General features: G+C 41.6%; 13 protein-coding genes. 12 read left to right on the top strand and 1 reads right to left on the bottom strand.

From position 1 onward, the window contains the following. Positions 1-133: 133 nt before the first annotated feature. Entirely contained in the window at positions 134-1,789 is a 1,656-nt protein-coding gene (gene pavA, locus GEZ85_RS08575) for an Rqc2 family fibronectin-binding protein PavA (RefSeq protein WP_153198842.1), read from the bottom strand. Between the two features lie 104 nt (positions 1,790-1,893). Between pavA and ybeY the strand changes: the two genes are divergently transcribed. The 12 genes from ybeY to GEZ85_RS08515 form a co-directional block, all read left to right on the top strand. Next, positions 1,894-2,391 carry an rRNA maturation RNase YbeY gene (ybeY, locus tag GEZ85_RS08570; RefSeq protein WP_000275156.1) on the top strand — a complete coding sequence of 166 codons (498 nt, stop codon included), beginning with the start codon at positions 1,894-1,896 and terminating at the stop codon, positions 2,389-2,391. Further along, positions 2,372-2,767 (top strand): diacylglycerol kinase family protein, encoded by a 396-nt coding sequence (locus GEZ85_RS08565; protein WP_000378166.1) that lies wholly within the window; start codon positions 2,372-2,374, stop codon positions 2,765-2,767. The genes ybeY and GEZ85_RS08565 overlap by 20 nt, the downstream gene beginning before the upstream one ends. Before the next feature lie 16 nt (positions 2,768-2,783). After that, entirely contained in the window at positions 2,784-3,683 is a 900-nt protein-coding gene (era, locus tag GEZ85_RS08560) for a GTPase Era (RefSeq protein ID WP_000143264.1), read from the top strand. Between the two features lie 48 nt (positions 3,684-3,731). Beyond that, positions 3,732-4,556: a DNA-formamidopyrimidine glycosylase gene (mutM, locus tag GEZ85_RS08555; RefSeq protein WP_153198843.1), complete on the top strand. Its 825-nt coding sequence runs from the start codon at positions 3,732-3,734 to the stop codon at positions 4,554-4,556. Then, positions 4,556-5,161: a dephospho-CoA kinase gene (coaE, locus tag GEZ85_RS08550; protein WP_153198844.1), complete on the top strand. Its 606-nt coding sequence runs from the start codon at positions 4,556-4,558 to the stop codon at positions 5,159-5,161. The genes mutM and coaE overlap by 1 nt, the downstream gene beginning before the upstream one ends. Further along, positions 5,148-6,347, top strand: coding sequence for a multidrug efflux MFS transporter PmrA (locus tag GEZ85_RS08545; RefSeq protein WP_153198845.1), 1,200 nt, complete (start codon positions 5,148-5,150; stop codon positions 6,345-6,347). Before coaE ends, GEZ85_RS08545 begins: the two co-directional genes overlap by 14 nt. After that, on the top strand, positions 6,347-6,496 hold the full coding sequence (rpmG, locus tag GEZ85_RS08540) for a 50S ribosomal protein L33 (protein ID WP_001809104.1): 150 nt from the start codon (positions 6,347-6,349) through the stop codon (positions 6,494-6,496). Before GEZ85_RS08545 ends, rpmG begins: the two co-directional genes overlap by 1 nt. 39 nt (positions 6,497-6,535) lie before the next feature. Then, the gene (secG, locus tag GEZ85_RS08535; protein ID WP_000282517.1) at positions 6,536-6,769 is read left to right on the top strand and encodes a preprotein translocase subunit SecG; all 234 of its coding nucleotides are present in this window, start codon (positions 6,536-6,538) and stop codon (positions 6,767-6,769) included. Between the two features lie 100 nt (positions 6,770-6,869). Continuing rightward, positions 6,870-9,221: a ribonuclease R gene (rnr, locus tag GEZ85_RS08530; RefSeq protein WP_153210045.1), complete on the top strand. Its 2,352-nt coding sequence runs from the start codon at positions 6,870-6,872 to the stop codon at positions 9,219-9,221. After that, entirely contained in the window at positions 9,184-9,651 is a 468-nt protein-coding gene (smpB, locus tag GEZ85_RS08525) for an SsrA-binding protein SmpB (protein WP_001051750.1), read from the top strand. Before rnr ends, smpB begins: the two co-directional genes overlap by 38 nt. 15 nt (positions 9,652-9,666) lie before the next feature. Next, positions 9,667-10,527, top strand: coding sequence for an SAM-dependent methyltransferase TehB (gene tehB, locus GEZ85_RS08520; RefSeq protein ID WP_153210044.1), 861 nt, complete (start codon positions 9,667-9,669; stop codon positions 10,525-10,527). 251 nt (positions 10,528-10,778) lie between these two features. Further along, positions 10,779-12,933, top strand: a 2,155-nt coding sequence (locus tag GEZ85_RS08515; protein ID WP_153210043.1) for a SasC/FmtB family protein, incomplete at its 3' end; no start/stop codon positions are given.

The following is a 12,933-nucleotide window of genomic DNA, read 5'->3' as shown; positions in this document are numbered from 1 at the left end:
GGATTTCGAAACTTTGAAAACTTCAAAAAAAGGATTTTTATCGCTCTAAACATCAAAAAAGAAAGGACGAAATTTGTCCTTTCTCGAGCTTAGCTTTTCTTCAACCCACTACAGTTGACAAAGAGCCGTAAAATCAGGATTTTTTCATGGATGCGATTTTTTCTGGATCTGGTGTGACACGGAGGGTCTTTTGTCCTGTGTAGGTGACAAAGCCGGGTTTGCCCCCAGTTGGTTTGTTGAGTTTCTTGACTTCAATCATATCTACTTGCACCAGATTTGACAAGCGACCTTGAGAGAAGTAGGCGGCCAGCTCTGCTGCGTCTGTCTTGACTTCATCAGATGGGTCTAGATTTCCTGAGATGACAACGTGGCTTCCAGGAATGTCCTTGGCATGGAACCAAAGTTCTTCCTTGCGGGCCATTTTGAAGGTTAGCTCCTCATTTTGTAGGTTGTTGCGTCCGACATAGATGATGGTTTTGCCATCGCTGGCCAGATACTGTTCTGGTTTTTTGCGTTTCTGGATTTTTTCTCGTTGTCTTCTTCGGATAAAGCCGGTTTGAACCAATTCTTCACGTATTTCAGCGATTTCTTCCAGTCCAGCTTGGTTGAGGACCGTTTCTACACTTTCCAGATAAAGAATGGTTGCCTTGGTTTCCTCAATCAGATCAGTCAAGTATTTGACGGCTTCTTTGAGTTTCTGGTAACGTTTAAAATAACGTTGGGCATTTTGGTTGGGAGTCAAGGCCTTATCAAGAGCAATGGTGATAGGTTGGTTAGTATAGTAGTTGTCTAGGATAACCTGGTCTTGGTCGTTAGGCACTTGGTGGAGGAAGGTTGTCAGCAATTCCCCTTTTTGGCGAAATTCCTCAGCATTGTCTGTCGCCAGTAACTCTTTTTCTTGTTTTTTCAGCTTATGGCGATTTTTCTGAAGTTCATTTTCAACACGACGAATGAGTTCACTGGCTTGCTGTTTGACGCGGTCGCGTTCAGCCTTGTCCTTATAGTAGGTGTCCAACAAATTAGAAAGACTGGTAAAAGGCTCTCCCACCTGATTGGCAAAAGGAGCTGGACTGAAGGAAGTCTCTGTCAAGCATGGCTTGGTTTCTTGATTGAAAAAGTTACGGAAAGTGGAAAGTTTATCACTAACCAGAATGTTTTCCAATTCATTTGCTGTATCGCGTCCCAGACCTTGAAAGAGGCTTTGAAGATGTTTAGCTGTCGTCTCCTGTGTTTGCAGGATTTCAAAGAGTTTCTCGTCCTTGATTGTAAAAGGATTGAGAGATTCCGTACTTGGCGGAGCGATATAGGTCGATCCAGGCAACAAGGTGCGGTAGCTATTTTGTGAAAAGCCGACGTGTTTAATAACTTCGAGGATTTTATGACTACTTTTATCAACCAGTAGAATATTACTGTGTTTACCCATGATTTCGATAATCAAGGTAGCCTGGATATGGTCGCCAATCTCGTTTTTATTAGAAACCGTCATTTCCACAATTCGGTCATTCTCAACCTGCTCAATCGACTCAATTAGGGCACCCTGCAAATACTTTCTCAAAACCATGATAAAGGTAGAAGGCTGGGCTGGGTTTTCAAAAGTTGTTTGGGTCAGCTGAATGCGTCCAAAAACTGGATGGGCAGAAAGGAGCAGGCGATGGCTTTGGCGATTGCTGCGGATTTGCAAGACCAACTCTTGTTCAAAAGGTTGATTGATTTTCTGGATGCGACCGTTTACTAACTCTCTTCGCAATTCCTCAACCATGTGGTGTAAAAAAAATCCGTCAAATGACATCGTTCTCTCCTTGTGATCGTATTCCATAGTATTATATCAAAAAGGTAGAATAAAATCATGGAAATGTGGTATAATAAAGCCAAGTAAAGAGAAACGAGAAGCACATGTATATTGAAATGGTAGATGAAACTGGTCAAGTTTCAAAAGAAATGTTGCAACAAACCCAAGAAATTTTGGAATTCGCAGCCCAAAAATTAGGAAAAGAAGACAAGGAGATGGCAGTCACTTTTGTGACCAATGAGCGTAGTCATGAACTCAATCTGGAGTACCGTGACACAGACCGTCCGACAGATGTTATCAGCCTTGAATATAAGCCAGAGTTGGAAATTGCCTTTGACGAGGAAGATTTGCTTGAAAATCCGGAATTGGCAGAGATGATGTCTGAGTTTGATGCCTATATTGGGGAATTGTTCATCTCTATTGATAAGGCTCATGAGCAGGCCGAGGAATACGGTCACAGCTTTGAACGTGAGATGGGCTTCTTGGCAGTACACGGCTTTTTACATATCAACGGCTATGATCACTATACTCCGGAAGAAGAAGCGGAGATGTTCGGTTTACAAGAAGAAATTTTGACAGCCTATGGACTCACAAGACAATAAACGAAAATGGAAAAATCGTGACCTGATATCCAGTTTAGAATTTGCTCTCACAGGAATTTTTACTGCCATCAAGGAAGAACGCAATATGCGAAAACATGCAGTGACGGCTCTTGTGGTCATCCTTGCCGGTTTTGTTTTTCAGGTGTCACGAATCGAATGGCTCTTTCTCCTATTGAGCATTTTCTTGGTAGTAGCCTTTGAAATTATCAACTCTGCTATTGAAAATGTGGTGGATTTGGCCAGTCACTATCACTTTTCCATGCTGGCTAAAAATGCCAAGGATATGGCGGCTGGCGCGGTATTAGTGGTCTCTCTTTTCGCAGCCTTAACAGGCGCATTGATTTTTCTCCCACGAATCTGGGATTTATTATTTTAAACAGTAAGAGGAAATTATGACTTTTAAATCAGGCTTTGTAGCCATTTTAGGACGTCCCAATGTTGGGAAGTCAACCTTTTTAAATCACGTTATGGGGCAAAAGATTGCCATTATGAGTGACAAGGCGCAGACAACGCGCAACAAAATCATGGGAATTTACACGACCGATAAGGAGCAAATTGTCTTTATCGACACACCAGGGATTCACAAGCCTAAAACTGCCCTTGGAGATTTCATGGTAGAATCTGCCTACAGTACCCTTCGCGAAGTGGATACCGTTCTTTTCATGGTGCCTGCTGATGAAGCGCGTGGTAAGGGAGACGACATGATTATAGAACGTCTCAAGGCTGCCAAGGTTCCAGTGATTTTAGTGGTGAATAAGATTGATAAGGTTCATCCTGACCAGCTTTTGTCTCAGATTGATGATTTCCGTAATCAAATGGACTTTAAGGAAATTGTACCAATCTCAGCCCTTCAAGGAAATAACGTCTCTCGTCTAGTTGATATTTTGAGTGAAAATCTAGATGAAGGTTTCCAATATTTCCCGTCTGATCAAATTACAGACCATCCAGAACGTTTCTTGGTTTCAGAAATGGTTCGCGAGAAAGTCTTGCACCTAACTCGTGAAGAGATTCCTCACTCAGTTGCTGTGGTTGTTGACTCTATGAAACGAGATGAAGAGACAGACAAGGTTCACATCCGTGCAACAATTATGGTCGAGCGTGATAGTCAAAAAGGGATTATCATCGGTAAAGGTGGTGCTATGCTTAAGAAAATCGGTAGTATGGCCCGTCGTGATATCGAACTCATGCTAGGAGATAAGGTCTTCCTAGAAACCTGGGTCAAGGTCAAGAAAAACTGGCGCGATAAAAAGCTAGATTTGGCTGACTTTGGCTATAATGAAAAAGAATACTAAGTAGAGGTGGGCTCATGCCTGCTTCTTGTTTTTACAGAAGGAGGACTTATGCCTGAATTACCTGAGGTTGAAACTGTTCGCCGTGGCTTGGAAAAATTGATTCTGGGTAAGAGGATTTCGAGTATAGAAATTCGCTATCCCAAGATGATTAAGACGGATTTGGACGAGTTTCGAAAGGAAGTGCCTGGTCAGATTGTTGAGTCAATGGGACGTCGTGGCAAATATTTGCTTTTTTATCTGACAGACAAGGTCTTGATTTCCCATTTGCGCATGGAGGGCAAGTATTTTTACTATCCAGACCAAGCACCTGAACGCAAGCATGCCCATGTTTTCTTCCAGTTTGAGGATGGTGGAACGCTTGTTTATGAGGATGTACGCAAGTTTGGAACCATGGAACTCTTGGCTCCTGACCTTTTGGAAGCCTACTTTATTTCTAAAAAATTAGGTCCTGAACCAAGCGAACAAGACTTTGATTTGCAGGTCTTTCAAGCTGCCCTAGCCAAGTCTAAAAAGCCTATCAAATCCCACCTTTTAGACCAGACCTTGGTAGCTGGCCTTGGAAATATCTATGTGGATGAGGTTCTCTGGCGAGCTCAGGTTCATCCAGCAAGACCTTCTCAGACTTTGACTGCATCAGAAGCGACAGCCATTCATGATCAGACCATTGCTGTTTTGGGTCAGGCTGTTGAAAAAGGAGGGTCGACCATTCGGACCTATACCAATGCCTTTGGGGAAGATGGAACCATGCAGGATTTTCATCAAGTTTATGATAAGGCTGGTCAAGAATGTTCACGTTGTGCCACTATCATTGAGAAAATCCAACTAGGCGGACGTGGAACACACTTTTGTCCTCAGTGTCAAAGGAGGGACTGATGGGAAAAATCATCGGAATCACAGGAGGAATTGCCTCGGGTAAGTCAACTGTGACAAATTTTCTAAGACAGCAAGGTTTTCAAGTGGTGGATGCCGATGCAGTTGTCCACCAACTACAGAAACCTGGTGGTCACCTGTTTGAGGCTCTAGTCCAGCACTTTGGTCAAAAAATAATCCTTGAAAACGAAGAACTCAATCGCCCTCTCCTAGCTAGTCTCATCTTTTCAAATCCTGACGAGCAAGAATGGTCGAAGCGAACTCAAGGAGAGATAATCCGTGAGGAACTGGCTACTTTGAGAGAACAGTTGGCTCAGACAGAAGAGATTTTTTTCATGGATATCCCCTTGCTTTTTGAACAGGACTACAGCGCTTGGTTTGATGAGACATGGTTGGTCTATGTGGACCGAGATGTCCAAGTAGAACGTTTAATGAAAAGAGACCACTTGTCCAAAGATGAAGCGGAGTCTCGTCTGGCAGCCCAGTGGCCTTTAGAAGAAAAGAAAGATTTGGCCAGCCATGTTCTAGACAACAATGGCAATCAGGAACAGCTTCTCACTCAGGTACGTAACCTTCTTGAGGGAGGTGCACAAGATGACAGAGATTAACTGGAAGGATAATTTGCGCATTGCCTGGTTTGGTAATTTTCTGACTGGAGCCAGTATTTCTCTGGTTGTGCCTTTTATGCCCATCTTTGTGGAAAATCTAGGTGTAGGGAGCGAGCAAGCTGCTTTTTATGCAGGTTTAGCTATTTCTGTATCTGCTATTTCCGCGGCGCTCTTTTCTCCTATCTGGGGCATTCTTGCTGACAAATACGGTCGAAAACCCATGATGATTCGAGCAGGTCTTGCCATGACTATCACTATGGGAGGCTTGGCCTTTGTCCCAAATATCTATTGGTTAATCTTTCTTCGTTTATTAAACGGTGTATTTGCGGGATTTGTTCCCAATGCAACGGCCTTGATAGCCAGTCAGGTTCCCAAGGAGAAATCAGGCTCTGCCTTAGGTACTTTGTCTACAGGCGTAGTTGCAGGTACTCTAACTGGTCCCTTTATTGGTGGCTTTATAGCAGAATTATTTGGCATTCGTACAGTTTTCTTACTGGTTGGTAGTTTTTTATTTTTAGCTGCTATTTTGACTATTTGCTTTATTAAGGAAGATTTTCAACCAGTAGCCAAGGAAAAGGCCATTCCAACAAAGGAATTATTTACATCACTTAAATATCCCTATCTTTTGGTCAATCTTTTTCTAACCAGTTTTGTCATCCAATTTTCAGCCCAATCGATCGGCCCTATTTTGGCTCTTTATGTACGCGACTTAGGCCAGACAGAGAATCTTCTTTTTGTCTCTGGTTTGATTGTGTCCAGTATGGGCTTTTCCAGCATGATAAGTGCAGGAGTCATGGGCAAGTTAGGTGACAAGGTGGGCAATCATCGTCTCTTGGTTGTAGCCCAGTTTTATTCAGTTATCATCTATCTTCTCTGTGCTAATGCTTCTAGCCCCCTTCAACTAGGCCTCTATCGTTTCCTCTTTGGATTGGGAACCGGTGCCTTGATTCCCGGAGTTAATGCCCTTCTCAGCAAGATAACGCCCAAAGCTGGTATTTCGAGGGTCTTTGCCTTTAATCAGGTATTCTTTTATCTGGGAGGTGTCGTTGGGCCTATGGCAGGTTCTGCAGTAGCAGGTCAATTTGGCTACCATGCAGTCTTTTATGCGACAAGCCTTTGTGTTGCCTTTAGTTGTCTCTTTAACCTGCTTCAATTTCGAACATTATTAAAAGTAAAGGAAATCTAGTGCGAGTAAAAATTAATCTCAAATGCTCCTCTTGTGGCAGTATCAATTACCTAACCAGTAAAAATTCAAAAACCCATCCAGACAAGATCGAGGTTTTAAAGTATTGTCCCAAGGAAAGAAAAGTAACCCTACATCTTGAATCTAAGTAGATTTTATGGTAAAATAATAGGGATTTTAAGGAGTTTGATATGTATAACCTATTATTAACCATTTTATTAGTATTATCTGTTGTGATTGTGATTGCGATTTTCATGCAACCAACTAAAAACCAATCCAGCAATGTATTTGATGCCAGCTCAGGTGATTTGTTTGAACGCAGTAAAGCACGCGGTTTCGAAGCTGTAATGCAGCGTTTGACAGGGATTTTAGTCTTTTTCTGGCTAGCCATTGCCTTAGCATTGACGGTATTATCAAGTAGATAAGAAAATAATGGGCAGGACTAGGTCTTTGCCTCTTTTTATTTTTAAAGGATGTTTAAGAAGGTTTTACAGTAAAAGAAAATTAAAAATCTAGAAAGAAAATATGAAAGATAGAATAAAAGAATATTTGCAAGACAAGGGAAAGGTGACTGTCAATGACTTGGCTCAGGCTTTGGGAAAAGACGGTTCCAAGGATTTTCGTGAGTTGATTAAAACCTTGTCCTTAATGGAAAGAAAGCATCAGATACGCTTTGAGGAAGATGGAAGTCTGACTTTGGAAGTCAAGAAAAAACATGAGATTACCCTCAAGGGGATTTTTCATGCCCATAAAAATGGCTTTGGCTTTGTTAGTATGGAAGGCGAGGAGGACGACCTTTTTGTAGGAAAAAACGATGTCAACTATGCTATTGATGGTGATACCGTTGAGGTCATCATCAAGAAAGTCGCTGACCGCAACAAGGGAACAGCTGCCGAAGCCAAAATTATTGATATCTTAGAACACAGTTTGACAACTGTTGTAGGCCAAATCGTTCTAGATCAGGAAAAGCCCAAGTATGCTGGCTACATCCGTTCGAAAAACCAGAAAATCAGTCAACCGATCTATGTTAAGAAACCAGCCCTTAAACTCGAGGGAACCGAAGTTCTCAAGGTCTTTATCGATAAATACCCAAGTAAGAAACATGATTTCTTTGTTGCGAGTGTTCACGATGTGGTGGGGCATTCAACGGATGTTGGAATTGATGTCCTTGAGGTTTTGGAATCTATGGATATTGTCTCAGAATTTCCAGAGGCTGTTGTTAAGGAAGCAGAAAGTGTGCCTGATGCTCCGTCTCAAAAGGATATGGAAGGTCGTCTGGATCTAAGAGATGAGATTACCTTTACCATTGATGGTGCTGACGCCAAGGACTTGGACGATGCGGTGCATATCAAGGCCTTGAAAAATGGGAATCTGGAGCTTGGTGTTCATATCGCAGATGTTTCCTACTATGTGACCGAGGGTTCGGCCCTTGATAAGGAAGCCCTTAATCGTGCGACTTCTGTTTATGTGACAGACCGCGTGGTGCCAATGCTTCCAGAGCGTTTGTCAAATGGTATCTGCTCGCTCAATCCTCAAGTTGACCGCCTGACCCAGTCTGCAATTATGGAGATTGATAAACATGGTCGTGTAGTCAACTACACCATCACACAAACGGTTATCAAGACTAGCTTCAGGATGACCTACAGTGATGTCAATGATATCCTAGCTGGAGACAAGGAAAAGAGACAAGAATATCAGAAAATTGTTCCAAGCATCGAACTCATGGCCAAACTTCACGAAAGGCTAGAAAACATGCGTGTGAAACGTGGAGCCCTCAATTTTGATACCAATGAAGCTAAGATTTTAGTGGATAAACAAGGTAAGCCTGTTGATATCGTTCTTCGTCAGCGTGGCATTGCCGAGCGGATGATCGAGTCCTTTATGTTGATGGCCAATGAAACAGTTGCCGAGCATTTCAGCAAGCTGGAGCTACCTTTCATTTATCGTATCCATGAGGAGCCTAAGGCTGAAAAGGTTCAAAAGTTTATTGATTATGCTTCAAGTTTCGGTATTCGAATCTATGGGACTGCTAGTGAAATGAGTCAAGAGGTTCTCCAAGACATCATGCGTGCTGTTGAGGGAGAACCTTATGCAGATGTATTGTCCATGATGCTTCTTCGCTCTATGCAGCAGGCTCGCTATTCGGAGCACAATCACGGCCACTATGGCCTTGCTGCTGACTATTACACTCACTTTACCAGCCCGATTCGTCGTTATCCAGACCTTCTTGTTCACCGTATGATTCGTGATTACAGCCGTTCTACGGAAATAGCAGAGCATTTTGAACAAGTAATTCCAGAGATTGCGACCCAGTCTTCCAATCGTGAGCGTCGTGCTATCGAGGCCGAGCGTGAAGTCGAAGCCATGAAAAAGGCTGAGTACATGGAAGAATACGTAGGTGAAGAATACGATGCGGTTGTATCCAGCATTGTCAAGTTTGGTCTCTTTGTCGAATTGCCGAACACAGTTGAAGGCTTGATTCACATCACTAATCTACCTGAATTTTATCATTTCAATGAGCGGGATTTGACTCTTCGTGGAGAAAAATCAGGAACAACCTTCCGTGTAGGTCAGCAAATCCGTATCCGAGTTGAAAGAGCCGACAAGATGACGGGCGAGATTGATTTCTCTTACATTCCAAGTGAGTTTGATGTGATTGAGAAAGGCTTGAAACAAGCTGGTCGCAAAGACAGAGGGCGTGGTTCAAGTCGTCGTTCAGATAAGAAGGAAGATAAGAGAAAATCAGGACGCTCAAATGATAAGCGCAAGCATTCACAAAAAGACAAGAAAAAAGGGAAGAAACCTTTTTACAAGGAAGTAGCTAAGAAAGGAGCCAAGCATGGCAAAGGGCGAGGGAAAGGTCGTCGCACAAAATAAAAAGGCGCGCCACGACTATACAATCGTAGATACGCTAGAGGCAGGGATGGTCCTGACTGGGACTGAAATCAAGAGTGTGCGAGCTGCTCGAATCAATCTCAAGGACGGCTTTGCCCAAGTAAAAAATGGGGAAGTTTGGTTGAGCAATGTTCATATCGCGCCTTACGAAGAGGGAAATATCTGGAACCAGGAACCTGAACGCCGTCGCAAACTCTTGCTCCATAAGAAACAAATTCAAAAATTGGAACAAGAGACCAAAGGGACAGGGATGACCCTGGTTCCCCTTAAAGTCTATATCAAAGATGGCTATGCCAAGCTCCTTTTAGGTTTAGCTAAAGGGAAGCATGACTACGACAAACGGGAGTCTATCAAACGTCGTGAGCAAAACCGCGACATCGCGCGTGTTATGAAAGCTGTTAATCAGCGATAAAAAGAGGAAATGAAAATGGAAAAACTAGTTGCCTATAAACGTATGCCTTTGTGGACTAAAGAAACCATGCCAGAGGCTGTTCAGCAAAAGCACAATACAAAAGTTGGAACTTGGGGGAAAATTACTGTCTTGAAGGGAGCTCTCAAGTTTATTGAATTGACAGAAGATGGTGAGGTTTTAGCTGAGCACATCTTTGAAGCAGGAGCCGACAATCCCATGGCACAACCACAAGCCTGGCACCGAGTGGAGGCTGTAACAGACGATGTGGAATGGTATTTGGAGTTTTATTGTAAACCTGAGGATTATTTCTCTAAAAAATACAATACCAATAAGGTTCATTCAGAGGTCCTAGAGGCTATGCAGACAGTAAAACCAGGGAAAGCCTTGGATTTGGGCTGTGGTCAGGGCCGTAACGCACTCTTTCTAGCCCAGCAAGGTTTTGATGTGACAGCTGTGGATCAAAATGAATTATCTCTTGAAATCTTGCAAAGCATTGTGGAGCAGGAAGATTTGGATATGCCTGTTGGTCTTTATGATATCAATTCAGCCAGTATTGGGCAAGCTTATGATTTCATCGTATCGACAGTTGTTTTGATGTTTTTGCAAGCAGACCGCATTCCTGCAATTATCAAAAATATGCAGGAGAAAACTACTGTTGGTGGCTACAATCTTATTGTTTGTGCCATGGACACGGAGGATTATCCTTGCTCAGTGAACTTCCCATTCACCTTTAAAGAAGGGGAATTGGCAGACTATTACAAGGATTGGGACTTGGTCAAGTACAATGAAAATCCAGGCCATTTACACCGTCGCGATGAAAATGGCAATCGTATTCAACTACGCTTTGCGACCATGCTAGCTAAAAAAATCAAATAAACATGAATGAAGGTTGGGGAAATATCCAACCTTTTTATAAATGTTGTGAAAATTTAATATTTCTGACAATGTAATTTTTATTTCAAGAATCGCTATAATTATAGAACAAAAGCACTTTTATGCGTATATATATATATATATACGCATAAAAATTATAATTGGTCAGAAAACATGAAAAAAGGTATATTGCATTATTAAAGTAATACTGTAATATAGTTTTGATACAAATATTTATTTTGGAGGAAATTTAGATGTTTCATAAAGGTAAACACGATCGTGAAAAGCAATTACGTTTTTCTATTCGTAAAGTCAGCTTTGGTGCAGCTAGTGTCGCAGTAGCTGCGTTTTTCATGTTTTTAGGAAATGGAGGAGTATATGCTGCAGAGCAAAGCGTGCCTTCAACTAATGGGGAGACACTAGCACCGCAACCTAAAGAACTGAATGCCCAGAATGGTAACTATGAAGGTAATACAGTAGCCACTAGTCCTGCTGCAACAGTAGAGACAAATACTCAACCTTCAACAGTTGAAAATAGTCCCTCTCCAGAATCAGCACCCCAGAAGGTGGAGACTCTAGATAAGAAAGAATTAACAGATTTAATCAAAGAGATTGATGGCAAGTTTGCTAAAGGAACATATGCTACTAAGACAGAAGAAAGCGTTAATAATCTTAGAACTATCTTAGACGAATCAAGAACTGTTTTAAGCACTGCAACAACTCAAACTGAATTAACTGCAGCATATAGAAAGTTAATTACAGCGACATCAAAATTGCAAACAAAATCTGAAAAGAAAAAAGAACAACCATTAGATAATACAACTGATAAGTTAAGTGAAGGTAAAAAACTTACCAGCGCAGAGAAGACTTTGGAGTCTAATTCTATTGCAAACTCAGGTTCTAGAGATGAACGTAATGGGAAAGCGTTGGATACAAATAACCCATTCCGTACAGATTCAACTCCTAGCACTGTAACAAGCACAGATCCCCTAGCTACGAATGCAACAAATGTAGCTATTGTAAATGGTAATTTTAATGATACTAGCCAAGGAGCAGTACTTCCAACTGCAACATCAGATCCTATTACTGTCAAGAACGATATAAGTAAATTAACAGGATGGAAACCTGTTAATTCAACAACAACAACAGTTCCTCTTATTTGGACTGCGAAAGCATCTCAATATGGAGATGCTTTTCCGGGTGACAGAGGTTCTGGAATAGGAGCTGTTTTAGCAGTATATCCAGGAAGAGAATCGTGGAGTGGTAGTCCAAAACCTGAATTTGGTCCTATTTATCAAGATATTGATGTAGTGGGTGGCCAAGAGGTGAAGGTAACTTGGAGAGGGACAACGGTAAATATAAATAGTGGTAATAATGGAGCAAGACTAGTTGTTAAAAATCCAGAAACAGGAGCTGTACTAGGTCGGTATGAAAAAGGTTATGCTGGTACTCCGATGGGAGAAATGTCCGTTCTTGTAAATGTTCCTGAAGGCTTAACAAAATTAAGACTTCAATTTGAAACAGCTCTTAATAGAAGTACAGAAAATCATAGCTATGATAGTAGTTTCAATAAACCAGCTATATCATCTAATGAGAATGCAGGAGGAGTTGTAAGTAATGTTCGTGTGGCTAGCGGTTCTTATCTTGTATCTGAAGTTGTGAAGACTACTTATGAATCTACAGCTACTTCTGCTACTTCTACTACTGTGGATACTACTGTGACTGTAAAAGTTGTTAATAAAGGATTCTCAACTTCTACAAATAATCAGTATAGAGTTGAGTTGCCAGAAGGTGCAACATTAGTTGGAACAACAGGTACAAGCTCGGCCCAACTAAATGGAACTAGTTTGACCCTTGGTTTTAACAATTTAGACCCTAAACGAGAACAGACTTTAACGTATACTTTTAGTTTGCCAACTAACAAACCAATTGAAAAACAATTGGAGGGGACAGTTTCTTATCAAACTTCAGGAAATCTGATTGATAACGGAACTAAAAAAACAGGTAGTGATACAGTTGCACAACAAACAGTTAAGATTAATATGTATAAAGCTGATCTGCAGGCAGAGGCAGCTAAGGTAGCAACATTAAATCAAATCGATTATACACCTGAAGCATGGGCTGCTTATCAAGCAGAATTAGCTAAGGCTCAAGAAATATTGAATGAAGAAACTAACAATGTAGAAATAGCGAATCGAAAAAATCAAGCAGATATTAACGCCCAGACTTTGTTGCTTCAAAAAGCTCAAGCTAAATTAGAAGTTGATAAGGCTAAAAAAGCTAAATTAACAGCACTTGAAGGTACTCCAAACGCAACGAAAGAAGAAAAAGATGCGGCTAAACAAGCAGCACAAGACGCAGCAACAAAAGCAAATCAAGCAATTGACGCAGCAACGGACAATGCAGGAG

Origin of the sequence: Streptococcus mitis (assembly GCF_009496205.1) — a bacterium.
GTDB classification, from domain to species: Bacteria; Bacillota; Bacilli; order Lactobacillales; family Streptococcaceae; genus Streptococcus; species Streptococcus mitis_BN.
Note: the sequence above shows the minus strand (reverse complement) of the source record. Positions and strands in the feature narration are given on the sequence as shown.

Excerpts from the sequence above, each read along its gene's own strand:
- mutM (WP_153198843.1), top strand. The coding sequence starts at position 3,732 with ATGCCTGAATTACCTGAGGTTGAAACTGTTCGCCGTGGCTTGGAAAAA.
- rnr (WP_153210045.1), top strand. The coding sequence starts at position 6,870 with ATGAAAGATAGAATAAAAGAATATTTGCAAGACAAGGGAAAGGTGACT.
- ybeY (WP_000275156.1), top strand. The coding sequence starts at position 1,894 with ATGTATATTGAAATGGTAGATGAAACTGGTCAAGTTTCAAAAGAAATG.
- era (WP_000143264.1), top strand. The coding sequence starts at position 2,784 with ATGACTTTTAAATCAGGCTTTGTAGCCATTTTAGGACGTCCCAATGTT.
- pavA (WP_153198842.1), bottom strand. The coding sequence starts at position 1,789 with ATGTCATTTGACGGATTTTTTTTACACCACATGGTTGAGGAATTGCGA.
- coaE (WP_153198844.1), top strand. The coding sequence starts at position 4,556 with ATGGGAAAAATCATCGGAATCACAGGAGGAATTGCCTCGGGTAAGTCA.
- GEZ85_RS08565 (WP_000378166.1), top strand. The coding sequence starts at position 2,372 with ATGGACTCACAAGACAATAAACGAAAATGGAAAAATCGTGACCTGATA.
- GEZ85_RS08545 (WP_153198845.1), top strand. The coding sequence starts at position 5,148 with ATGACAGAGATTAACTGGAAGGATAATTTGCGCATTGCCTGGTTTGGT.
- smpB (WP_001051750.1), top strand. The coding sequence starts at position 9,184 with ATGGCAAAGGGCGAGGGAAAGGTCGTCGCACAAAATAAAAAGGCGCGC.
- tehB (WP_153210044.1), top strand. The coding sequence starts at position 9,667 with ATGGAAAAACTAGTTGCCTATAAACGTATGCCTTTGTGGACTAAAGAA.
- secG (WP_000282517.1), top strand. The coding sequence starts at position 6,536 with ATGTATAACCTATTATTAACCATTTTATTAGTATTATCTGTTGTGATT.